General features: G+C 69.3%; 17 protein-coding genes and 2 pseudogenes. 9 read left to right on the plus strand and 10 right to left on the minus strand.

The features are described 5' to 3' along the window. Positions 1–27: 27 nt before the first annotated feature. The 6 genes and pseudogenes from ET445_RS07915 (at position 28) to ET445_RS17210 (ending at position 8,501) form a co-directional block, all read left to right on the plus strand. A complete protein-coding gene (locus ET445_RS07915) occupies positions 28–915 on the plus strand; it encodes an aminodeoxychorismate lyase (protein WP_129190374.1) in 888 nt (295 codons plus the stop codon). Positions 916–1,167: 252 nt separating this feature from the next. Beyond that, positions 1,168–3,519, plus strand: a complete 2,352-nt coding sequence (locus ET445_RS17955; protein ID WP_129190376.1) for a helix-turn-helix domain-containing protein — start codon at positions 1,168–1,170, stop codon at positions 3,517–3,519. Between the two features lie 194 nt (positions 3,520–3,713). Then, entirely contained in the window at positions 3,714–6,365 is a 2,652-nt protein-coding gene (locus ET445_RS07930) for a glycosyl hydrolase family 18 protein (protein WP_208008590.1), read from the plus strand. 232 nt (positions 6,366–6,597) lie between these two features. Beyond that, positions 6,598–7,881: pseudogene (locus ET445_RS07935) on the plus strand (glycoside hydrolase family 18 protein); the annotation flags it as partial. 203 nt (positions 7,882–8,084) lie between these two features. Further along, positions 8,085–8,129 (plus strand): annotated as a pseudogene (locus ET445_RS18625) (hypothetical protein); the annotation flags it as partial. A 159-nt stretch (positions 8,130–8,288) separates the two neighbouring features. Beyond that, on the plus strand, positions 8,289–8,501 hold the full coding sequence (locus tag ET445_RS17210) for a carbohydrate-binding protein (RefSeq protein ID WP_165314451.1): 213 nt from the start codon (positions 8,289–8,291) through the stop codon (positions 8,499–8,501). 91 nt (positions 8,502–8,592) lie between these two features. Here ET445_RS17210 and ET445_RS17605 read toward each other — a convergent pair whose 3' ends face one another. From ET445_RS17605 to ET445_RS07980, 9 genes are all read right to left on the minus strand, one after another. Beyond that, entirely contained in the window at positions 8,593–9,219 is a 627-nt protein-coding gene (locus ET445_RS17605; RefSeq protein ID WP_243695372.1) for an IS3 family transposase, read from the minus strand. Between the two features lie 214 nt (positions 9,220–9,433). Then, complete coding sequence (locus ET445_RS17610) at positions 9,434–9,892, minus strand: helix-turn-helix domain-containing protein (protein ID WP_208008592.1); 459 nt, start codon at positions 9,890–9,892, stop codon at positions 9,434–9,436. Positions 9,893–10,143: 251 nt separating this feature from the next. Beyond that, positions 10,144–10,923 (minus strand): phosphate ABC transporter ATP-binding protein PstB, encoded by a 780-nt coding sequence (gene pstB, locus ET445_RS07950; protein ID WP_129190380.1) that lies wholly within the window; start codon positions 10,921–10,923, stop codon positions 10,144–10,146. Between the two features lie 38 nt (positions 10,924–10,961). Continuing rightward, on the minus strand, positions 10,962–12,074 hold the full coding sequence (pstA, locus tag ET445_RS07955; protein ID WP_129190382.1) for a phosphate ABC transporter permease PstA: 1,113 nt from the start codon (positions 12,072–12,074) through the stop codon (positions 10,962–10,964). Next, positions 12,074–13,033: a phosphate ABC transporter permease subunit PstC gene (pstC, locus tag ET445_RS07960; RefSeq protein WP_129190384.1), complete on the minus strand. Its 960-nt coding sequence runs from the start codon at positions 13,031–13,033 to the stop codon at positions 12,074–12,076. Before pstC ends, pstA begins: the two co-directional genes overlap by 1 nt. Before the next feature lie 120 nt (positions 13,034–13,153). Then, a complete protein-coding gene (pstS, locus tag ET445_RS07965; RefSeq protein WP_129190386.1) occupies positions 13,154–14,248 on the minus strand; it encodes a phosphate ABC transporter substrate-binding protein PstS in 1,095 nt (364 codons plus the stop codon). A gap of 231 nt (positions 14,249–14,479) precedes the next feature. Further along, a complete protein-coding gene (locus ET445_RS07970; protein WP_279433498.1) occupies positions 14,480–15,427 on the minus strand; it encodes an NUDIX hydrolase in 948 nt (315 codons plus the stop codon). Beyond that, positions 15,424–17,595 (minus strand): RNA degradosome polyphosphate kinase, encoded by a 2,172-nt coding sequence (locus ET445_RS07975; RefSeq protein ID WP_129190388.1) that lies wholly within the window; start codon positions 17,593–17,595, stop codon positions 15,424–15,426. The genes ET445_RS07970 and ET445_RS07975 overlap by 4 nt, the downstream gene beginning before the upstream one ends. A 46-nt stretch (positions 17,596–17,641) precedes the next feature. Beyond that, positions 17,642–18,331: a winged helix-turn-helix transcriptional regulator gene (locus tag ET445_RS07980; protein ID WP_129190390.1), complete on the minus strand. Its 690-nt coding sequence runs from the start codon at positions 18,329–18,331 to the stop codon at positions 17,642–17,644. Positions 18,332–18,405: 74 nt separating this feature from the next. On the opposite strand from ET445_RS07980, the gene ET445_RS07985 reads away from it, so the two are divergent. From ET445_RS07985 to ygfZ, 3 genes are all read left to right on the plus strand, one after another. Next, the gene (locus ET445_RS07985) at positions 18,406–18,711 is read left to right on the plus strand and encodes a hypothetical protein (protein WP_129190392.1); all 306 of its coding nucleotides are present in this window, start codon (positions 18,406–18,408) and stop codon (positions 18,709–18,711) included. Between the two features lie 141 nt (positions 18,712–18,852). Then, the gene (locus ET445_RS07990) at positions 18,853–19,461 is read left to right on the plus strand and encodes a nitrobindin family protein (protein ID WP_129190394.1); all 609 of its coding nucleotides are present in this window, start codon (positions 18,853–18,855) and stop codon (positions 19,459–19,461) included. After that, positions 19,462–20,610, plus strand: coding sequence for a CAF17-like 4Fe-4S cluster assembly/insertion protein YgfZ (gene ygfZ / locus ET445_RS07995; protein ID WP_129190396.1), 1,149 nt, complete (start codon positions 19,462–19,464; stop codon positions 20,608–20,610). 291 nt (positions 20,611–20,901) lie between these two features. Here the strand turns inward: ygfZ and ET445_RS08000 are convergent, their stop codons facing one another. Then, positions 20,902–21,732 carry a class I SAM-dependent methyltransferase gene (locus tag ET445_RS08000; RefSeq protein ID WP_129190398.1) on the minus strand — a complete coding sequence of 277 codons (831 nt, stop codon included), beginning with the start codon at positions 21,730–21,732 and terminating at the stop codon, positions 20,902–20,904. Positions 21,733–21,738 lie beyond the last annotated feature (6 nt).

The following is a 21,738-nucleotide window of genomic DNA, read 5'->3' on the forward strand; positions in this document are numbered from 1 at the left end:
GCCGACATCCGCGCGTAGCATCGTTGCATGCCCGAGAACGTCACGCTCCTCATCACGCCCATCGCCGCCGACGAGGAGGTCGTCGACCTCGAGGCGACGTTCCGAGAGGTGGATGCCTCGGAGCCGGCCTTGCGGGTCGGGGAGCTCTCGACGCAGCGCGGCGACGGCATCTTCGAGACCATCGGGTTCGTCGACGGGCACGCGCAAGAGGTGCGTCCGCACCTCGAACGGCTGCGCAATTCGGCGCGCATCTGCGAGCTGCCCGAGCCGAATCTCGCGCAGTGGGAGGCCGCGATCGCGAGGGCGTCGGCGGCGCTGCCGACGACGGGGGAGTACGGCATCAAGCTCGTCCTCAGCCGCGGCATCGAGCATGGGCCGACGCCGACGGCGTGGCTCACGGCGAACCCCGCCGCCGACCAGCGTGCCGCGCGCGAGCACGGCGTTCGGGTCGTCACCCTCGATCGCGGGTACGACCGCGGCGCGGCCGAGCGTGCGCCGTGGCTGCTCCTCGGGGCGAAGACGCTGTCGTACGCGGTCAACATGGCGGCGATCCGCGAGGCGAAGCGCCGCGGCGCCGACGACACGGTGTTCGTCTCGAGCGACGGGTACGTCATGGAGGGTCCGACGTCGAGCGTCATCCTGCGTCGCGACGGCGTCTATTCGACGCCCGCGCCGACGGGTGCGATCCTGCACGGGACGACGCAGTTGAGCCTCTTCGAGTACCTCGAGGCGCGCGGTGAGCGGGTGGAGTATCGGGATGTCCCGATCGACGAACTTCGTTCGGCGGATGCCGCGTGGCTCGTGTCGAGCGTGCGTCTCGCCGCCGGGATCACGGCGATCGACGGCGTTCCGTTCCCGTTCGACGCCGACGAGACGGCGGCATTCAACGCGTATCTGCTGACGCCGCGCGACTGAAGGCCGCGTCAGCCGGGGCAACCCCCGGCCTCTGCGCGCGCGGCGACGTTTCCACAACTCGCACCCCCAAAACCGGGTGTCGTTCGGTTCTGTCGGTAATGTGTCACATCACACCGCGCGGGACGCGGTGACGTCACATGACATCTCCCCCGAACGGGGTGTTGCGTCATCTTTATGCACATGGGTCGCAACGACTTTGTAAATGTTGCTAACATAACCGCACGCGATGGCGACGAGGCGAGCGGAGGCCGTATGGGCACCTCAGAAACACGTTCCACCTCCAGTCGCCCACCGCGCCGTTCCGACGATCCCGAGCTGTTCGAGTCGACCCTCGAGGTCCTCGAACTCCTCGCGTCGCACGACCTCGCCGTCGCCCCGCACGTGGCCGCCCGACTCGGTCTCGTGCTCGCCGGAGACGCCGACGCCATCCTCGAGGTCGCTCGCGCGTTGCGCCGCGCGCAGCGACTCGGCCACGCGTCGCTACCCGACCCGCTCCCGCTCGTCCCCGCCGTCTCCGCGGCGTTCGACGAGGTCGGCGCCGAACTCGAGGACTGGGAGCGCCGGGTGCTCCTGACCGCCGCGGTGTGCGTCGGCGACCGCATCGACGTGCTGCTCGAAGCATCCGACTGCTCCATGGCCGACCTCCTCGACGGCCGTGTCAGCCGCCACCTCCTCCTCGTCGCCGGGCACTTCACCTTCGCCGACCCGCGCATGCGCGTCTGGGTCCACGGCAACGCGACGATCGCCGAACGCACCGACGTGCACGTCTCGCTCGTCGTCGCCCACCACGACTTCGGCGACGACGCCCTCGCCATCTGGCACCGGGCGCTCTCGACCCTCGAAGGCGACTCGACCCTCGTGCCGCCGCTGCTCCAGATCGCACGGCGCGCCGACTCGGCAGGCGACGCCGAATGGGCGCACGCCGTCGCCCGAGAAGCCGCGAGCCACGCGCGCGGCGTCGCGCGCGACGAGGCCGCCCTCGTCGCAGGCCGTGCGGCGCTCCACGGCGGATTCGTCGAAGACGCCGTCGACTGGCTCGGCCCCGCGGTCGAGAGCCCGAGCGCCGAGATCTCGACGCAGGCGCTCTCGGTGTTCGTCCACGCGTCCGCCCTCGCGACCGGTCTCGTGCCCGACGCCGCCCTCGACGAGCGTCTCGCCGAGGCGACCCTGGGCGACTTCCGGGCACGCGACGCCGCCGCTCACGGGCTCGTGCGCGCGCTTTCGATCGCCGCCTGCCTCCACGTCGAGGCGGGCAACGCCGAGTCGGCCAGGCACCGCCTCGACGATGCCGCCCGGGTCGTCCGCTTGCACGGCACCCCGGCAGGGGCGTGGGCCGCGGCCCGCGCGTGGTGCGCCGTGTTCGGCGTGCTCCCGTCTCCCGACCACGACCTCGGGCCGACGGCCGACGGCGGCTCCGAGTTGGCCGAGGTGCGGGCGCTCGCCGCGGCCGTCGAGCTCGGCCTCGCGGGCGACACCGACGCCGCCCTCCGCCGGCTCCGCGAACCGCGCACCGACGACGCCGACGGCGACGAGCGCTCACCGCTCGCACGCACCTGCCGGGCGCTCGTCTCGTCGCTCATGCACCTGTGGGCCGGCGACGTCGAACGCGCGCGGCGCGCGTTCGAGGGCGCAGCCGCCGACCTGCCGCTGGCGCTGCCGTTCGCAGGCCTCGGCGTCGTCGTCGCTCGCCGCATCGCGGTACTCGAGCACGGCGAGATCGGCGTCGTCGCGCAGGCGATCGAAGCGGCGCACCCCATCTCGGGGTCGGCCCCCGTGCGCGTCGGCGAACTCGTCGACCGCGCCGTCTCGGCCTACGTCGGCGGGCGCCCGATCGAGGCGCGCACGCTCATCTCGCTCTCGAGCGATCGTCGACGCGGCACCGGATGCGTCTTCCTGCACGTTCCCGGCATCGACGCGCTCTCGGCCGACGAGAGCGTCGTCGCGGCGTCCGAGCGGATGCCTCGGGGCGCGGCGGTCGCGCGCCAGGTGCGCCAGCTCATCCGAAGCGAAGACCCCGGCGCGATCGCCGCGGCCGCCGAACGCTCGAACACGATCGACTCGATCTACGAGCGCGGACAGGCCGAACTCCTGCTCGGGCGAGCACGGGCGACGCAGGGTGCGCTCGCCGAGGCCCGGCAGCACTTCGTGACGTCCGAGACGCTCTTCCGCGAGGCGGGAGCCGGCGCGTGGCGCCAGGTCGCCGAGCGGCAGGTGGCGGCGCTGCCCTCCGAACGGCAGAGCCCCGTGCTCGCCGAGGTCGAGTTCCCCGGCGCCCAGGGCGCCCCAGTGTTCGATGACGCCGTGCCGACCACCGGCGAGATGCGGGTGATCAGGGGTGACCGAGTGCTCGGCGACGACCCGCTCGCCGCGTGCCGCGAGCGCTGGGCCGAAGTGCTCACCGACCGCGAGCTCGAGGTCGCCATGCTCGTCGCCCGCGGGGCGTCCAACCGCGACGTCGCCGGAGAGCTGTACGTCTCCGTTCGCACGGTCGAGGTGCACGTCGGCCGCGTGTTCACGAAGCTCGGGGTGCACTCGAGGGTCGAACTCGCCGTGCTCGCGCACCGCGACCTCGGTCGCCCGCTGACGCGCGCCGGGGGGCGCTGAGCGTTTCCGCGCCGCACGGTCGCGGGGGAGGCATCCGCCGCTCCGGGGCATCCGTCTCGCCGAGACATCCGCATCCGCCCTGCTACGTAGTCCTCCGTATGCGTGGATGTGCGGACGCGCACGACGCCCCGTCGCCAATACCGTCATCCTGCCGCGCGCGATCGCGCGCGCACGGAAACGACGACAGGAACGACATGCGACCGATAGGCAGCCTGCGACACCGACTTCGCGTCGGCGCCGTCGCCGTGGGCATCGGCCTCCTCGCGACCGCGATGGCCCCGCTCGCTCCCGCTACGGCGGCGACCGCGTGCACCACCGCGTGGAGCTCGAAGACGACCTACGTGGGCGGCGACAGCGCCTCGTACAACGGCAAGAACTACACCGCCAAGTGGTGGACGCTGAACAACATCCCCGGCACCGAGCAGTGGGGTCCGTGGGAGGACAAGGGTGCGTGCGATGGCGGCACGCCCACGACGACGCCTCCGGCCACGACGCCCCCGGTGACGACCCCGCCCGTCACGACGCCGCCCGTGACCACGCCTCCGGTCACGACCCCTCCGGTGACGACCCCGCCCGTCACGACTCCGCCCGTCACGACTCCGCCCGTCGGCAACGTCTGGACTTCGAACCCCGACGAGAAGTGCCGCCCCGACGGTCTCTACCAGACCCCCGGCGTCGACGTGCCGTACTGCAAGGTCTACGACACCGCGGGCCGCGAGAAGCTCCCCAACGGCCTCGAGAACCGCGTCATCGGCTACTTCACGAGCTGGCGCACCGGCCAGAACGGCCAACCGCGCTATCTCGCGAGCGACATCCCCTGGAAGCAGCTCAGCCACATCAACTACGCCTTCGGCCACATCGACGGCCAGGGCAAGGTTTCGGTGGGCGCGGAGGCCGCGGGCGACGCGGCGACCGAGCTCACCTGGCCCGGCGTCGCCGGCGCCGAGATGGACTCGTCGCTCGCCTACAAGGGCCACTTCAACCTGCTGACGAAGTACAAGAAGCAGAACCCGGGCGTGAAGACCCTCATCTCGGTCGGCGGCTGGGCCGAGACCGGCGGCTTCTTCGACGCCGACGGTTCGCGCGTCGCCTCGGGCGGCTTCTACACGCTCACGGAGACGCAGGCCAAGATCGACACGTTCGCCGACTCGGCCGTGGCGTTCATCCGCCAGTACGGCTTCGACGGCGTCGACATCGACTACGAGTACGCCACGAGTAACTCGAAGGCCGGCAACCCCGACGACTTCCAGTTCTCCGACTCGCGTCGAGGGACGCTGTGGAAGAACTACACGGCGCTCATGAAGACGCTCCGCGAGAAGCTCGACAAGGCGAGCGCGGCCGACGGCAAGTACTACATGCTCACCGTCGCCGCTCCCGCCTCGGGCTGGCTCCTCCGCGGCCAGGAAGTGCACCAGGTCGTGCAGTACCTCGACTACGTCAACATGATGAGCTACGACCTGCACGGCGCGTGGAACAACTTCGTCGGCGGCAACGCGCCGCTCTACGACGACGGCCGCGACCCCGAGCTGTCGGCGGGCGGCGTGTACTCCGCCTACAGCGGCATCGGGTACCTGAACGGCGACTGGGCGTACCACTACTTCCGCGGTGCGCTCCCCGCCGGCCGCATCAACCTCGGCGTGCCGTTCTACACCCGCGGGTGGACGAACGTCACGGGCGGCACGAACGGCAACGGCGGCAGCGCGCAGCTCGCCGACCAGACCAAGTGTCCGCCCGGCACCGGCCCGACGATCGGCTCGACCAACAAGTGCGGCAACGGCGCGGTCGGCATCGACAACCTGTGGCACGACTCCGACCCGCAGGGTTCCGAGGTGCCGTCGGGCGTCAACCCGATCTGGCACGTGCTGAACCTCGAGAAGGGCAAGGTCGGCGACTACACGGCGAGCTACGGCTCCCCGACGACGATCACGGGCGCCTACGTCCACAACTTCGACTCGGTCACCAAGAACGAGTGGTGGTGGAACGCGACGACGAAGACCTACCTGTCGGGGGACAGCGACCAGGCCATCGCGGCCAAGGCCGACTACGTCGCGCAGAAGGGCCTCGGCGGCATCATGATCTGGGAGCTCTCGGGCGACTACGACTACAACCAGGCGAAGGGTCAGTACGAGATGGGCGACACGCTCATCACGAAGATCCACGACCGTCTGGCCGCGTCGACGCCGTACGGGGCGACGAAGGCCGACGTCGCGATGCCGACGAAGGCGATCGACCTGCAGGTCACGTTCTCGGAGTTCGCGCTCGGTGACAACAACTACCCGATCAACCCCAAGGTGACGTTCAAGAACAACTCGAAGACGGCGATCCCCGCGGGTGCGACGATCACGTTCGACACCGCGACGAGCGACACGGGTGCGCTGAGCGAGCAGAACGGCTGGGGCGGTGTGAAGCTCTCGAGCGACCACACCGGGTCGAACGTCGGCGGACTCAAGGGCGACTTCCACACCTACCAGATCAAGGTTCCGTCGGGCGGCATCCCGGCCGGCGGAACCGCCTACACGAAGCTGTCGTGGAGGCTGCCGATGGCGCAGATCTCGAACCTCCGGGTCAAGATCGGCACCGAGACGTACGCGACGCTGTACGACTACCCGCGGAACGTGACGCTCGTCGAACCGACGGCCGGCACGACGAACCCGACCACCAACCCCACGAACCCCACCAACCCCACGAACCCGGGCGCGTGCACGGCTCCGGCGTACAGCGCGTCGAAGATCTACGTGGGCGGCGACAAGGTCACCTACAACGGTGCGCACTTCACCGCCAAGTGGTGGACCACGGGCGAGACGCCGGGTGCGGCGCAGGTCTGGGGCGATGCCGTCGCCTGCTGATCGGCACCTGAACGGCGCGTGATGCGCGCCTGAACCGCACTCATCCGCACCGACACGACGGGCGGGGGCTTCGAGAGAAGCTCCCGCCCGTACGTATTTCCCCGTACTCACTCCGGGGGGTACGTGTTCGATCATGTGGATCACGCGGACGCCGAACCGGAAAGAGAGTTCATAGTTTTGTTCTCGTCCACCGGTGCATCCGCACCACCCCCATACCAACGAAGGCATGTGCATGGAGAACAAGAGTCCGAAGCGGCGCCTCCGCTCGGCGCTCGCGGCTGTCGCGACCGGAGCGCTCGTCGCCGGTCTCGCCGGCTTCGGCGCGACGAGCGCGCAGGCGGCCGAATCGACCATCGAGTCGAGCGCCCTCAACGGCTACCGGAACGTCGGCTACTTCGCCCAGTGGGGCGTCTACGACCGCGGCTACCAGGTCAAGCAGATCGACACCTCGGGTGCCGCCGCCAGCCTGACCCACATCAACTACTCGTTCGGCAACATCAACAACGTCACCCTCAAGTGCTTCGAGGCGAACAAGGCGCAGGGCACGGGCCCCAACGGCTCCGACGGCGCCGGTGACTCGTGGGCCGACTACCAGGCGGGATACGGCGCCGACAAGTCGGTCTCGGGCAAGGCCGACCTGTGGGAGCAGCCGCTCGCGGGCTCGTTCAACCAGCTCAAGCAGCTGAAGGAGAAGTACCCGAAGCTCAAGGTCATGCTGTCGATCGGCGGCTGGACCTGGTCGAAGAACTTCTCGAAGGCCGCTGCGACCGACGCGACCCGCAAGGCGTTCGTCGAGAGCTGCCTCGACATCTACATCAAGGGCAACCTGCCCGTCGCCGACAACCGCGGCGGCCAGGGCGTCGCGGCCGGCATCTTCGACGGCATCGACATCGACTGGGAGTGGCCGGGTTCGCTGAACGGCGAGGTGGGCAACTACGTCGACACCGCGAACGACGCGAAGAACCTCACGGCGCTGCTCAAGGAGTTCCGCACGCAGCTCGACGCGCTGACGGTCACGACCGGCAAGAAGTACCAGCTCTCGGCCTTCCTCCCGGCCAACCCCGCCGACATCGCGTCCGGCGGCTGGAACAACCCCGAGAACTTCAAGTACCTCGACTTCGGCAACATCCAGGGCTACGACCTCCACGGCGCGTGGGACCCGACGCTCACGGGCCACCAGGCGAACCTGTACGACGACCCGAAGGACACGCGCGCAGCCGCTCGTCAGTTCAGCGTCGACAAGGCCGTCAAGGAGTACCTGAAGACGGGCATCGCCCCCAAGCAGCTCGGCATCGGTCTCGCGGCCTACGGCCGCGGCTGGACCGGCGTGAAGTCGTCGACCCCGTGGAGCTCCGCGACCGCGGGCGCCAAGGGCAAGTACGAGACCGGCATCGAGGACTACTACGTCCTGAAGACGCAGGGCACCGAGTACTACGACGCGACCATCGGCGCCGCGTGGCGCTACGACGGCACCAACTGGTGGAGCCTCGACAACAAGCAGACCATCGAGCAGAAGTCGCAGTACATCGTCGACAAGGGCCTCGGCGGCGGCATGTGGTGGAGCCTCGACGGCGACCGCAGCGGTGAGCTGATCGGCGCGCTCTCGACGAAGCTCAAGGCTGCGAAGAAGGGCCCGGCCACCGACCCCAGGGCACCGGCTACCCCATCACGACGCCTCCGGCGCCCAAGGGCTGCGACATCCCGTGGTCGAAGACCGCAATCTACCTCGGCGGCGCGACCGTCGAGTACCAGGGCAACGAGTACAAGGCGGCTTGGTGGACGCAGAACAACGTGCCCACCGCCGGCGGTCCTTGGAGCCTCGTCGGCCCGTGCGGCGGCACCACGACGCCTCCCACGACCACGACGCCTCCCACGACCACGACCCCGCCCACCACGACGACGCCTCCCACGACGAAGCCGCCCGTGACGACGCCGCCGGTCACCACGACGCCCCCGACCACGACCACCCCGCCGACCAACAACTGCCCCGCAGCCTGGTCGTCGAAGACGGTCTACGTCGGCGGTGAGACGATCACCTACAACGGCAAGACATACAAGGCCAAGTGGTGGACGCTGAACAACATCCCGGGCACCGAGCAGTGGGGTCCGTGGGAGCAGACCGGCACGTGCGCCTGAACTAGACGCCTGCTGATCTGACCGATCGAAGGATGCCCCGGGGTTTGAACTGGTCCCCGTTTGTTGGACTGGCCAAGTGAGAGCTTAGGGGCTAAGCGGCAAGGGCCTGGGTCCGGTATTGCACCGGGCTCAGGCCCTTGAGCGTGGAGTGGGTTCGGTCGGTGTTGTACCAGGCGATGTAGGCGTCGATCGCCGTGGTCAGCGCGTCAATGGTGAGGAACGTGGTGTTGCAGTAGAGCTCGTCTTTGAGGTGTCCGAAGAAGCTCTCCATGACCGCGTTGTCGAGGCAGTTGCCCTTGCGGGACATTGACTGGACCGCGCGGTTCTTGAGGAGCTTGCGCCAGGACGAGTGCTGGTACTGGAACCCCTGGTCCGAGTGGACGATCGGCTTCTGGCCACGTTGCCGCCTGGTCATCGCCTGCCGCAGCGAACTGTTGGCCAGCTCGAGGTTCGGCGACAGCCCGACCGTGTGGCCGATGATCTGTCGGTCGAACAGGTCCATCACTGTCGACAGGTAGACCTTCCGGTCGGCGACGTGGAACTCGGTTACGTCGGTGACCCACTTCTGGTTCGGCCCCGTCGTCGTGAAGTCGCGTTGCAGGAGGTTCGGGGCAACCTTGCCGGACTGGCCCTTGTACGAGTTGTACCGTTTGCGGCGGCGGATCTGGCAGCGCAGCCCGAGTCGGCGCATGAGCTTGAGCACGGTCTTCTTCGACACCACCCAGCCCGCTGCGCGAAGCTCGCGCTGAACGCGACGGTGCCCGTAGCGGCGTTGAAGCGGTCGAAGATCCGGCGAATCGCGTCCTTCAACGCCGCGTGCTCGTCCGGATGATCGAGGCGGGCCTGGTGGTAGAAGAACGTCGACCGGGCAAGCCCAGCGGCCCACAGCAGAGCGGTGAGGGGGTGTTCGGCCTTGAGAGCAACGACGGCGTTCACCTTGTCCGTCGTTTCTGATCCATCAAGGCCCGCAATTTTCCCAGGTACGCGTTTTGCGCCCGCAGATACTCGTTCTCACGTCGTAACCGCTCCAGCTCGGACTCCTCGACCAGCTTCGACGAGGTCGACCCCGGTGGTCGGCCCTTCGGTTTCGGACGCAACGCTTCCTCGCCCTCGTTGCGATACTTCCGCGCCCACGTCTTCAGCAGCACCGGCGAAGAGAGGCCCGCTTCCTCAGCCAACGCGACCGCTTCCTCACCCGCCAGGAACCGCTTCACGAGGGCGAGCTTGAACTCGAACGAGTACGACGGCCTCCCAGTTCTCGACACCAACGCTCCTCGACCGCGAATCCGCCAACGCTGATAGAGATGCCTGACCGGGCCACGCGGCACGCCCAGCAACGTCGACACCGCCGTATCAGCGAGGCCCTCCTCGAACGACGCTACCGCCCACAACCGCTGCGCCTCAGTCAGCGAACTTCTCGGATCCAAACGAACAACCCCCAGGAGTCAAACTGAATTCCTCAGTCCAACTCCCGGGGGCAGTTCAGACCCCGGGGCATCTTCGCGTCTCCGAGGTCCGGTCTCGGCATGAGTGCGATGTCTCGCGGATGTCTCGCAGGGCGCCTGCACAGACGACGGATGCCCCGGGGCGACCCCGGGGCATCCGTCATGCTGTCCTCGCGCTCACGCCGAGCGCGCGCCGATCATCCGAAGCGGCCCGAGACGTAGTCTTCCGTGGCCTGCACCGACGGGTTCGAGAAGATCGTCATGGTGTCGTCGTACTCGATGAGGTGGCCGGGCTTGCCCGTGCCGGCGATGTTGAAGAACGCCGTCTTGTCGGACACGCGCGACGCCTGCTGCATGTTGTGGGTCACGATCACGATCGTGTACTCCTGCTTGAGCTCTTCGATGAGGTCCTCGATCGCGAGCGTCGAGATGGGGTCGAGGGCCGAGCACGGCTCGTCCATGAGAATCACCTCGGGCTCGACCGCGATCGCGCGCGCGATGCACAGGCGCTGCTGCTGGCCGCCCGAGAGGCCGGAGCCCGGGCGGTCGAGGCGGTCCTTGACCTCGTTCCAGAGGTTCGCGCCCTGGAGCGACTTCTCGACGAGGGCGTCGGCGTCGGACTTCGACATCCGCTGGTTGTTCAGCCGCACGCCCGCGAGCACGTTCTCTTTGATCGACATCGTGGGGAACGGGTTCGGCCGCTGGAAGACCATGCCCACCTGACGGCGCACGAGCACGGGGTCGACGCCGGGACCGTAGAGGTCATTGCCGTCGACGAGCACCTGGCCCTCGACGCGCGCGCCCGGGATGACCTCGTGCATGCGGTTGAGGGTACGGAGGAAGGTCGACTTGCCGCAGCCCGACGGGCCGATGAAGGCCGTCACCGTGCGGGGCTCGATCTCGAGCGTGATGCCCTCGACCGCGAGGAACTTCGAGTAGTAGACGTTGAGGTCGTTGACTTCGATGCGCTTGGACACGGTGTCTTCGGTTCTCCAGGGTGCGGTGGTCGGTGGGCTCAGCGTCCGGTCTTCGGCGAGAAGACCTTGGCGATGACGCGGGCGATGATGTTGAGGAGGGCGACGATGAGGATGAGCGTGAGCGCTCCGGCCCAGGCGCGGTCGATGTAGGCCTGCGTATCGGTGCCCTGGTTCGCATACTGCGTGTACACGAACACCGGCAGCGTCATCATGCGCTCGGAGAAGAGGTCGTAGTTCATGCTCGTCGTGAAGCCGGCGATGATGAGGAGCGGCGCGGTCTCGCCGATGACGCGGGCGATCGCGAGCATGATGCCCGTGACGATGCCGGCGATCGAGGTCGGCAGCACGACCTTCAGGATCGTCAGCCACTTCGGCACGCCGAGTGCGTACGACGCCTCGCGGAGCTCGTTCGGCACGAGCCGGAGCATCTCTTCGCTCGACCGCACGACCACGGGGATCATGAGCACCGACAGGGCGACGGCGCCGCCGATGCCGAAGCGGATGCCCGGATCGCCCGTGACGAGCGAGAAGAACGCGAACGCGAAGAGGCCCGCGACGATCGACGGGATGCCGGTCATGACGTCGACGAAGAAGGTGATGCCGCGCTTGAGGCGACCCTGCCCGTACTCGACGAGGTAGATCGCCGTGAGGAGGCCGACCGGCACCGAGATGACCGTGGCGGCGCCGGTGATGAGGAGCGTGCCCACGATGGCGTGCAGCGCGCCGCCGCCGGGGCCGACGACGTTGCGCATCGACTCGGAGAGGAACTGGATGTCGAAGCGGGGCAGACCGTTCACGAGGGTCGTGAACGCGACCGAGATGAGCGGCAGGAGGGCGATCGTGAACGCCGTCGCGACGAGCGCCGTGACCAGGCGGTCCTTCGCCTTGCGGGTCCCTTCGACGATGCGTGAGATCACCCAGATCAGCACGCCGTAGAGCACGATGCCGAAGAACACGGCGCCCGCGATGTTGAACGGCGTCTCGCCGGCCGCGGCGATGATCGCGAACAGCGCGCTCGTGACGGCGAACGATCCGAGGAGGATGAAGAGCGGGGCGAACCGAGGGAGCTGGCCGGCGGTGAGCGAGTTCTCGATCGCGAGGGCGTTCTGGTGCCCGGTCGCGGGCTTCGGGGGAGTGGTCGTGAGGCTCATCAGTTCGCTCCCGAGAATTCCTTGCGGCGGTCGACGATGTACCGCGCGAGCATGTTGACCGCGAGGGTGATCACGAAGAGGATCAGGCCGGTCGCGATGAGGATGTTGACCCCGACGTCGTGCGCCTCGGGGAAGTTGAGGGCGATGTTCGCGGCGATCGTGTTCGAGTTCTGCGACTGCAGGAGCGCGAAGGTGATGAGGCCCGGCGCGGGCGAGAGCACCATCGCCACGACCATCGTCTCGCCGAGGGCGCGGCCGAGGCCGAGCATCGAGGCCGAGACGATGCCGGGGCGGCCGAACGGCAGCACCGCGAGCTTGATCATCTCCCAGCGGGTCGCACCGAGGGCGAGCGCGGCCTCTTCGTGGAGGACGGGCGTCTGGAGGAATACCTCGCGGCTGATGGCCGTGATGATCGGCAGCACCATGACGGCGAGCACGACGGCGACGGTGAGGATCGTGCGGCCCGTGCCCGAGACCGGGCCCGCGAAGAGCGGGAACCAGCTGAACCACTCGGTGAGCTGGGAGTAGAACGGCTGCACCGCGGGGGCGAGCACCGAGATGCCCCAGAGGCCGAAGACCACCGACGGCACCGCGGCGAGGAGGTCGACGACGTAGCCGAGGCCTTGTGCGAGCTTGCGGGGCGCGAAGTGCGAGATGAAGAGCGCGATGCCGATCGCGACGGGCACGGCCATGATGAGCGCGAGCGCCGCAGCCCAGATCGTGCCGAAGACGAGGGGGCCGACGTACTGCCAGAAGTTCGTCGCGTCGCCCTTGAACTCGCCCGGCTCGGCCGTGAAGGCCGGCAGCGACTGGACGACGAGGAAGATCGCGACGGCCGCGAGGGTGGCGAGGATGAGGCTGCCGGAGACCACCGTGGCGGTCGAGAACACCCGGTCGCCTGGGCGCTGCTTGGCGGTGATCGTGGAGGCGATCTTCGATTCCGCGGGGGCTGTCGTCATGACCGGGGTCTTCCTGAAGGAAACGGATGCGGACTCGGGCAAGGGGACAGTGGCCCCCGTGCCCAGCCTGCCCGACCCGGGCACCCGTCGCAACGGGTTCCCGGGCCGGGCAGAAGGGGATTACTTGATGGTCTCGATCGCCGCGGCGACCTTGGCCGACAGGTCGGCGTTGAGCGGCGCGGAGCCGGCCTGCTCGGCGGCGACCGCCTGGCCTTCCTCGCTCGCCATGTAGCCGACGTAGCTCTTCACGAGCTCGCCCTGCGCGGCGTCGGCGTACTCCTGGCAGACGATCGCGTACGAGACCAGCACGAGCGGGTAGTGCGTCGGGTCGGTCGTCGTGCGGTTGATCTGGATCGCGAGGTCGTTCGCGTCGCGGCCCTCGACGAGCGGCGACTCGGCGACGACTGCGGCAGCGGCCTCGGGCGTGAAGCCGACGAACTCGTCGCCGACCTTGATGTTGGCGACACCGAGGTCGCCCGCCTTCGACGCGTCGGCGTAGCCGATCGTGTTGGTGCCGTTGGTCACGGCGTCGACGACGCCCGACGTGCCCTGCGCGCCCTCACCGGTCTGGTAGGGGAACGGGTCGGCCGGCTTCTGGTCCCACACGTCGGGGGCGTTCTGGAACAGGTAGTCGGCGAAGTTCTTCGTCGTGCCCGAGTCGTCGGAGCGGTGCACCGCGGTGATGTTCGCGGCGGGGAGCGTCACGCCGGAGTTGAGCGCGGCGATCGCCGGGTCGTTCCACGTGGTGATGTCGCCCTTGAAGATCTTGGCGAGGGTCGTGGCGTCGAGGTTGAGCTCGTCGACGCCGTCGATGTTGAAGATGACGGCGATCGGCGAGATGTAGACCGGGAGGTCGATCGCCTTCGTGTCGGGAGCGCACGAACCGAACTCGCCCGCGAGCTCCTCGTCGCTCAGGAACGAGTCGGAGCCGGCGAAGTCGGAGCCGCCCGCGATGAAGGTCTCGCGGCCTGCACCCGAGCCCGACGGGTCGTAGTTGATGGTGACGTCGGGGTTCGCGGTCTGGAACGACGCGATCCAGGCTTCCTGCGCCGAGCCCTGCGACGAAGCGCCGGCGGCGTTGATCGTGCCGGAGAGGCTCGGGGCGTCGGATTCGGTCGGGGCGGACGTGCCGCCCTCGTTCGCAGCGCACGAGCTGAGCGCGACGGCGGCGATGGCCGCAACGACCGCGGCGCGGCCGAGACGTGAGAAGTTCACTGGGGTGTTCCCTTCCAGGGGATTCGATTGCAGGATTGCGGACCGGTGCCCGATCCGTTGCTCGTGACGCTAAGCGGCCGTGATGACGAGCATCCGTTGCGGCGGTGAACGGAAGGTGAACGTGCGGCAACGCACAGGGTGGGGGAGACCGCGAGACGGATGCCTCGTGGAGACATCCGTCTCGTGTCGTGATCGCGCTCGTGCCGCGCCCTGCGCGACCCGGCGGCTCGCCTAAGCGCGCGGAGGATGGGTCTCGACGGCGACGATGCCGGAGGCCGGGTTCGTGGCCGAGAGGTGGACGACGCTGAAGCCGCCCGTGTCGAGCGCCGCCGACTCGTCGACGTACGTGCCGAACGGGGTGGCCGTCGCGAGGGAGATCTCGCGCATGATCTCGGGCAGCACGGGGCCGTGGCTGCAGATGACCGCGGGCTTGCCGACGCGCACGCGCTTGCCGACGACGCGTCGGACGTCGCCCTTGCCCGCCTCCCACGCGTCTTGGCTGATGCCGTCGTCTCGCTTGACGCTGATGCCGTGGGCGGCGGCGAGGGGCGTGACGGTCGTCACGCACCGCACCGCGGGGCTCGACACGATCTTCTGCGGCGACCACGCGGCGAGCACGCTCGCGAGCGCCGCGGCCTGCCGCACGCCGCGCGCGGCGAGCGGGCGCGCGGCGTCCTCGCCTTTCCAGTCGGAGCGGTCGACGGCCTTGCCGTGGCGGACGACGAGGAGGGGGAACGTCGAGGTCACACCCTGCTCGCACAGCGTCGCGAACGCGTCGAGGATGCGCACGTCGGGCTCGTAGCTGAGGTAGCTGCGGGCGCGTTTGATCGTCACCCACTCGAGCGCCGCGATCTCGGCGTTCGGGCGGAACGTCGAACGCTGCACGGCCTGCTCGCTCACCTCGGCCGCCCAGTAGTGCACGACCTTCTCGCGACCGCTCGGCATCGCGTAGCGCGACTCGCCGAGCGGAACGCCGAGGGCGATCGCGAGACCCGTCTCTTCTTGGATCTCGCGGACGGCCGTCTCGGGGAGCGACTCGCCCGGGTCGACCTTGCCCTTCGGGATCGTGACGTCGCCGTAGGCGGTGCGGTGCACGACGAGCACGTGCATGCGGCCGTCGAGGATGCGCCAGCACACCGCGCCGGCGGCGTACACCGCCGTCTCGACCGCGCGCGTCACCGGCGCTTCCCCGCTCGCGTACGCTGGGCGGTCTGCTGCGCGAGCAGCTTCTGCAGGTCGACGAGCGGATGTCCGGCGTCGTCGGCCGAACGCCTCGTCCACGTCCCGTCGCCGCCGAGGTGCCACGAGCTCGTGCGCGGATCCATCGCGGTGTCGAAGATCTCGGTGATCTCTGCGATGTGGTCGGGGTCGACGAGACGCACCAGCGCCTCGACGCGACGGTCGAGGTTGCGGTGCATCATGTCGGCCGAGCCGATGTAGATCTGGCGGTCGCCGTCGTTCTCGAAAGAGAAGACGCGCGAGTGCTCGAGGTACCTGCCGAGGATCGAACGCACCTCGATGTTCTCGCTGAGGCCCTCGATGCCCGGCCGCAGGCTGCAGATGCCCCGCACCCACACCTCGACGGGCACGCCCGCGTTCGACGCCCGGTACAGCGCGTCGATGATCGCCTCGTCGACCATCGAGTTGACCTTGATGCGGATGCCGCTCGGCTTGCCCGCCTCGGCGTTGCGCGCCTCGTTCGCGATGAGCTTGAGCAGACCCTTGCGGAGGTGCAGCGGCGCGACGAGGAGGCGCTTGAACTTCTTCTCGATCGCGTACCCTGACAACTCGTTGAAGAGCCTCGTCAGGTCTTTGCCGACCTGGTCGTCGGCCGTGAGGAGGCCGAGGTCTTCGTAGATGCGGCTCGTCTTCGGGTTGTAGTTGCCCGTGCCGATGTGACTGTAGTGGCGGAGCACGCCCTGCTCTTCGCGGATCACGAGGGCGAGCTTGCAGTGGGTCTTCAGGCCCACGAGCCCGTACACGACGTGCACGCCCGCCTTCTCGAGCTTCCGCGCCCACGAGATGTTCGCCTGCTCGTCGAAGCGGGCCTTGATCTCGACGAGCGCGAGCACCTGCTTGCCGGCCTCGGCCGCGTCGATGAGCGCCTCGACGATGGGGCTGTCGCCCGACGTGCGGTACAGCGTCTGCTTGATGGCGAGCACGTGCGGGTCGGCGGCGGCCTGCTCGAGGAACGCCTGCACGCTCGTCGCGAACGACTCGTACGGGTGGTGGAGCAGCACGTCCTTGCGCGACACGGCCTCGAAGATGTCGGCCGGACGGTTGGGCTCGCTCGGCTGGAGCTGCCAGTTCGTCGCGGGCACGTTCGTCGAGTAGTGCAGCTCGGGCCGGTCGAGCTTGGAGAGGTCGAAGAGTCCGCCGAGGTCGAGCGGCGCGGGCAGGCGATAGACCTCGCGCTCGGAGATGTCGAGCTCTCGCACGAGGAGGCCGAGGGTCACGTCGTCCATGTCGTCGGTGACCTCGAGGCGGATGGGCGGGCCGAACCGGCGGCGCAGCAGCTCTTTCTCGAGCGCCTTGATGAGGTTCTCGGTCTCGTCTTCCTCGATCTCGACGTCTTCGTTGCGCGTCACCCGGAAGACGTGGTGCGCCATGATCTCCATGCCGGGGAAGAGGTCGCCGAGGTGGTTGGCGATGAGGTCCTCGAGGGTCACGTAGCGCGCGTCTTCGATCGACTCGGTCGGGTCGACGCGCACGAAGCGCGGGAGCATCTGCGGCACCTTGACGCGCGCGAACTCCTGTCGGCCCGTGCGGCTGTTGCGCACGCGCACCGAGAGGTTGAGCGAGAGGCCCGAGATGTAGGGGAACGGATGCGCCGGGTCGACCGCGAGCGGCATGAGCACGGGGAACATCTGCAGCGAGAAGTACTCGCGGAGGTGATCGCGTTCGGCGGCGCCGAGGTCGTCCCACTTCACGATGCGGATGCCCGCTTCGGCGAGGGCGGGTTTCACGAGCTCTTGATACACGCGCGCGTGCCGCTCCTGCAGGTCGTGCGCGGCCCGCGAGATGTCTTCGAGGACGTCCATCGGGGCGCGGCCGACGTTCGTCGGCACCGCGAGCCCGGTGACGATGCGGCGCTTCAGGCCCGCGACTCGCACCATGAAGAACTCGTCGAGGTTCGACGCGAAGATCGCGAGGAAGTTCGCCCGCTCGAGCACCGGCAACCGCTCGTCCTCGGCGAGTTCGAGCACCCTCTGATTGAACGCCAGCCAGCTGAGCTCGCGGTCGAGGTACCGCTCGGCGGGCAATTCGGGCGCGCCCTCGAGGTCGAACGGTTCGAAGTCGTCGTCGAAGTCGCTCGCCGTCCGGTCGTCGTCGAGGGTGTCGGTCATTCACCCATCATGTCACCGGGCACGTGGCCGGAACATGACGAACGGGTCAACGGGACGTGACGGATGCCTCGCCCGCGTCTTCTTCGTGGACGTTGAAGCGGTAGCCGACGTTGCGGACGGTGCCGATGAGCCCGTCGAGATCGCCGAGTTTCGCGCGCAGGCGCCGCACGTGCACGTCGACCGTGCGCGTGCCGCCGAAGTAGTCGTAGCCCCACACTTCGCTCAGGAGCTGCTCGCGGGTGAACACGCGCGACGGGTGCGCGGCGAGGAAGCGCAGGAGCTCGAACTCCTTATAGGTGAGGTCGAGCGGCTTGCCGTGCACCTTGGCCGAATAGCTCGCCTCGTCGATGACGACGCCCGACGTCTGGATCCGCTCGGACGGGCGGTTCGACTGCGCGCGGCCGATCGCGAGGCGGATGCGCGCGTCGAGCTCGGCGGGGCCGGCACCGTCGAGCACGACGTCGTCGACGCCCCAGTCGGGCGTGACCGCCGCAAGGCCGCCCTCGGTCACGATGAGGAGGAGCGGCGAGGAGAGGCCCGTGGTTCGGAGGATCTGGCTGAGCGCCTTCGCGCCCGCGAGGTTCGTGCGGGCGTCGAGGAAGACGGCGTCGGACTCGGGGGCGCGCACGAGCTGATCGGGCGTCGCGGGGATCACCCGAACGCGATGCGTCAATAGAGCGAGAGCCGGGAGGACGTCATCGTCAGCCGCCGGCGACAGGATCAGCAGCTGCGCCACGCACACCCTCCAGTAGTAAGGTGCGGTCAATACTACGGGACGCCCGGCATTCACCGGCGGCAGAACGGGGAACGATGGAATCCGGCACGGAATCCCAGACGGATCGCGGGTTCGCGGGCATCGCGATCGCGTGGGCGATCGCGGTCGCGGGATCGGTCATCGTGATCGTCGCGATCGCGACGGGCGCACGGTGGTCGGATGTCCCCCTCGCGGGCTTCGCCGCCCTCGGCGTCGTGTTCGCGGCATCCGTGCTCGGCGCCCTGCTCGTGCAGCTCGCGACCCGGCGACCCGAAGGCTTCGTCGGGCGCGCGAGCGCATCGGTGGGCGGCGCCGCGGTCGTCGTCGCGCTCGCCGCGGGCGTCGTCGCCCTGCTCGGCTGACGGCCGGGTAGACTCGGAGCATGTCTGAACTGCTCGCGCTCGAGTTCCTCTTCATCGGCCTGCTCGGCCTCGCGAGCCTCGCGATCGCGTTCGTCAGCGGCGTGGTCGTCTACAAGCTCTTCAAGGGTCAGCGCTGACCTCATGATCGAGCTCCCCGTCGGCCTGCCCGCCGAGCTCGTGCCGCTCTCCTGGCTCATCGGCATCTGGGAGGGCTCGGGGGTCGTCGACTACGCGATCGGCGAAGATCGCGTGAGCCGCGAGTTCGGTCAGCGCGTGAGCTTCAGCCACGACGGCCTGCCCTACCTCAACTACACGTCGTCGACGTGGCTGCTGCCCGACGACGAAGGCGGCGAGCCCATCCCGCTCGCGAACGAGACGGGCTACTGGCGCCTCGCGCGGCCGTTCGGCGAAGGAGACCCGGGCCCCGCGCTGCTGCCCGCCGAGGGCGACGACCGCTTCCCCGACGCCGACTCCGTCGAGGCGCTGCGCAACGACGACGGCGGATTCGACCTGCAGGTCGCGCTCGTCCACCCCGACGGCGTCCAAGAGCTGTACCTGGGCCAGGTCAAGGGCCCTCGCATCGACCTCGCGACCGACGCCGTCATGCGCGCGAGCGGCGCGAAGGACTACGCCGCGGCGACCCGCCTCTACGGGCTCGTCGATGCGCACCTGCTGTGGGCGTGGGACATCGCCGCCCTCGGCCAAGACCTGCGCACCCATGCGTCGGCGCGCCTCGCGAAAGTCGACTGAATGACCTCTCCGTTCCTCTCCCTGCCCCGTGCCGTCGCCTCCGAGGGGGTCGATGAGGGCGTTCCCGCCCACTACGGCAACCCCGTCGTCGAGCAGCGCCGGCTCGAGCAGGGCCGCGCGATCGTCGACCTGTCGGGCCGAGGCATCCTGACCGTGACGGGTCCCGACCGCCTCACCTGGCTGCACTCGATGGCGAGCCAGTCGCTCGACCGGCTGCCCGCCGGAGGCAGCGCCGAGGCGCTCTTCCTCGACGCGAGCGGCCGCATCGAGCACGTCGCGCACGTCCTCGACGACGGCGAGACGACGTGGCTCGTGGTCGAGGCGTCCGAGGCCGAGCCGCTGCGCGCCTATCTCGACCGCATGCGGTTCATGCTGCGCGTCGAGGTCGAGGATGTCACGGGCGAGTACGCCGTCGTCGGCGCGATGTCGACCGACGCGCTCGACGCCGCCGTGCCCGCGGCGGCCCCGAACGGCGTCGGCCTCGACTGGGTCGACCCGTGGCGCGAGGCATCCGGGTACCAGTACTCGCACGAGACCGACCACCCGGCGGCGCTCTGGCGCTTCATCGAGCGCGTCGTGCCGCGCGACGCGCTCGCAGACGCGGCGGCGGCCGTCGAGGCGGGCCGCGTCGAAGCGGCGGGCGCGCTTGCGGCCGAGGCGCTCCGCATCGCCGCGTGGCGTCCGCGTTTCGCGACCGAGGTCGACGAGAAGGCGATCCCGCACGAGTTCGACTGGCTGCGGAGCGCGGTCGACCTCGGCAAGGGCTGCTACAAGGGGCAAGAGACGGTGGCGAAGGTGCTGAACCTCGGCCGTCCGCCGCGCCGGCTCGTGCTGCTGCACCTCGACGGCAGCGACACCGTGCTGCCCGCGCCCGGCGAAGAGGTCGTCGGCGAGAAGGCCCGCCCCGAGCCCGCGCCGGGCGAAGCGCCCGAGCGCAAGGTCGTCGGGCAGATCACCTCGAGCGCCATGCACTACGAGATGGGTCCCATCGCCCTCGCGGTCGTCAAGCGCGCGGTGCCGGGCGATCTGCCGCTCATCGTCGAGAGCCACGGCATCGACGTCGCCGCGGCACAGGTCGAGATCGTGCCCGCCGACGCGGCAGCTGCGATCGAGGTGCCGCGGCTGCCGCGCCTCGGCGTGCGGCACTAGCCTCTCGGTGGTCGAGGAGTTCCTCGTACTCCCCCTCTCGCACTCCTCGACCAGCGGAGCCTCCTTCGGGGCGTTGGTGCGACGCGCGCGCGGCGGCACTTCGGCACCGGATGCCTCAGGAGCTGCCACGCGAGCGTGATGTTCTCGCAGTTCCTTCGCATCCCCGGCACTTCGGCACCGGCGGCTCGGCGGGAGGGCCTTCTTCCGGGGGAGAGTGAGAGGTGCGCGGGCTCACAGAAGGACCATCCGCAGCGGCGTGCCGCGGTGCTTCGGCGGCGCAGGGTTTCGTCGTTACCCGATCGGCGTGGCGCCTGCGGTCCCCGGCGCGACCGACGCCCAGTCGACGGTCAGTTCGCCGAGCCGCCACCGCCGCACGCCGCCGCGCACGGGCCATCCTTCGCCCTTCAGCGTCTCGGCGACGCGGATGAACCGCTGACTCGGCCCGTAGACCGAGAGCGGCGCGTGCACACGCCAGGCGCGATCGAGCGCCGTGAGGAACTCGTGCACGCGCTCGCCCGGGACGTTCCGGTGGATGAGCGCCTTCGGCAGCCGCTCGGCGACGATCGACGGCACGTCGAGATCGGCGAGCCGGAGGCTCACCGAGAAGCTCTCGGGGCCTGCGGGGGAGAGGCCGACCCAGCTCGAGATGCGGCCGAGCTCGTCGCACGTCCCCTCGACGAGGAGGCCGCCGGGGGCGAGCCGGGCCTGCATGCGCCCCCACGCCGCCGCGACGTCGGCCTCGTCGTACTGCCGCAGCACATTGAACGCGCGGATGATCGCGGGCGGGCGGGTCGACGGCACCTCGAACCCGCCGAGCGCGAACGACACCGCGAGGTCGGGCGCGAACGTCGTCGCGCCGCGGCGAACGGCCTCGAGCTGCCCGTTCGCCGTCGCCACGCGTGCGGGGTCGATCTCGAGTCCGAGCACGACGACATCGGGGCGAGCCCGACGCAGGCGGGTCGCGAGCTCGAACGCCGTGACGCCGCTCGCCCCGAATCCGAGGTCGACGACGAGCGGATCGGGCGCCGCCCGGCGGAGCGCCGGGTGCTCCGCGATCCAACGGTCGACGCGGCGCAACCGGTTCGTGTTGGTCGTGCCGCGGGTGATGGAGCCGACGGGCATGCTCCA

The organism is Agromyces protaetiae (genome assembly GCF_004135405.1).
GTDB lineage: Bacteria > Actinomycetota > Actinomycetes > Actinomycetales > Microbacteriaceae > Agromyces > Agromyces protaetiae.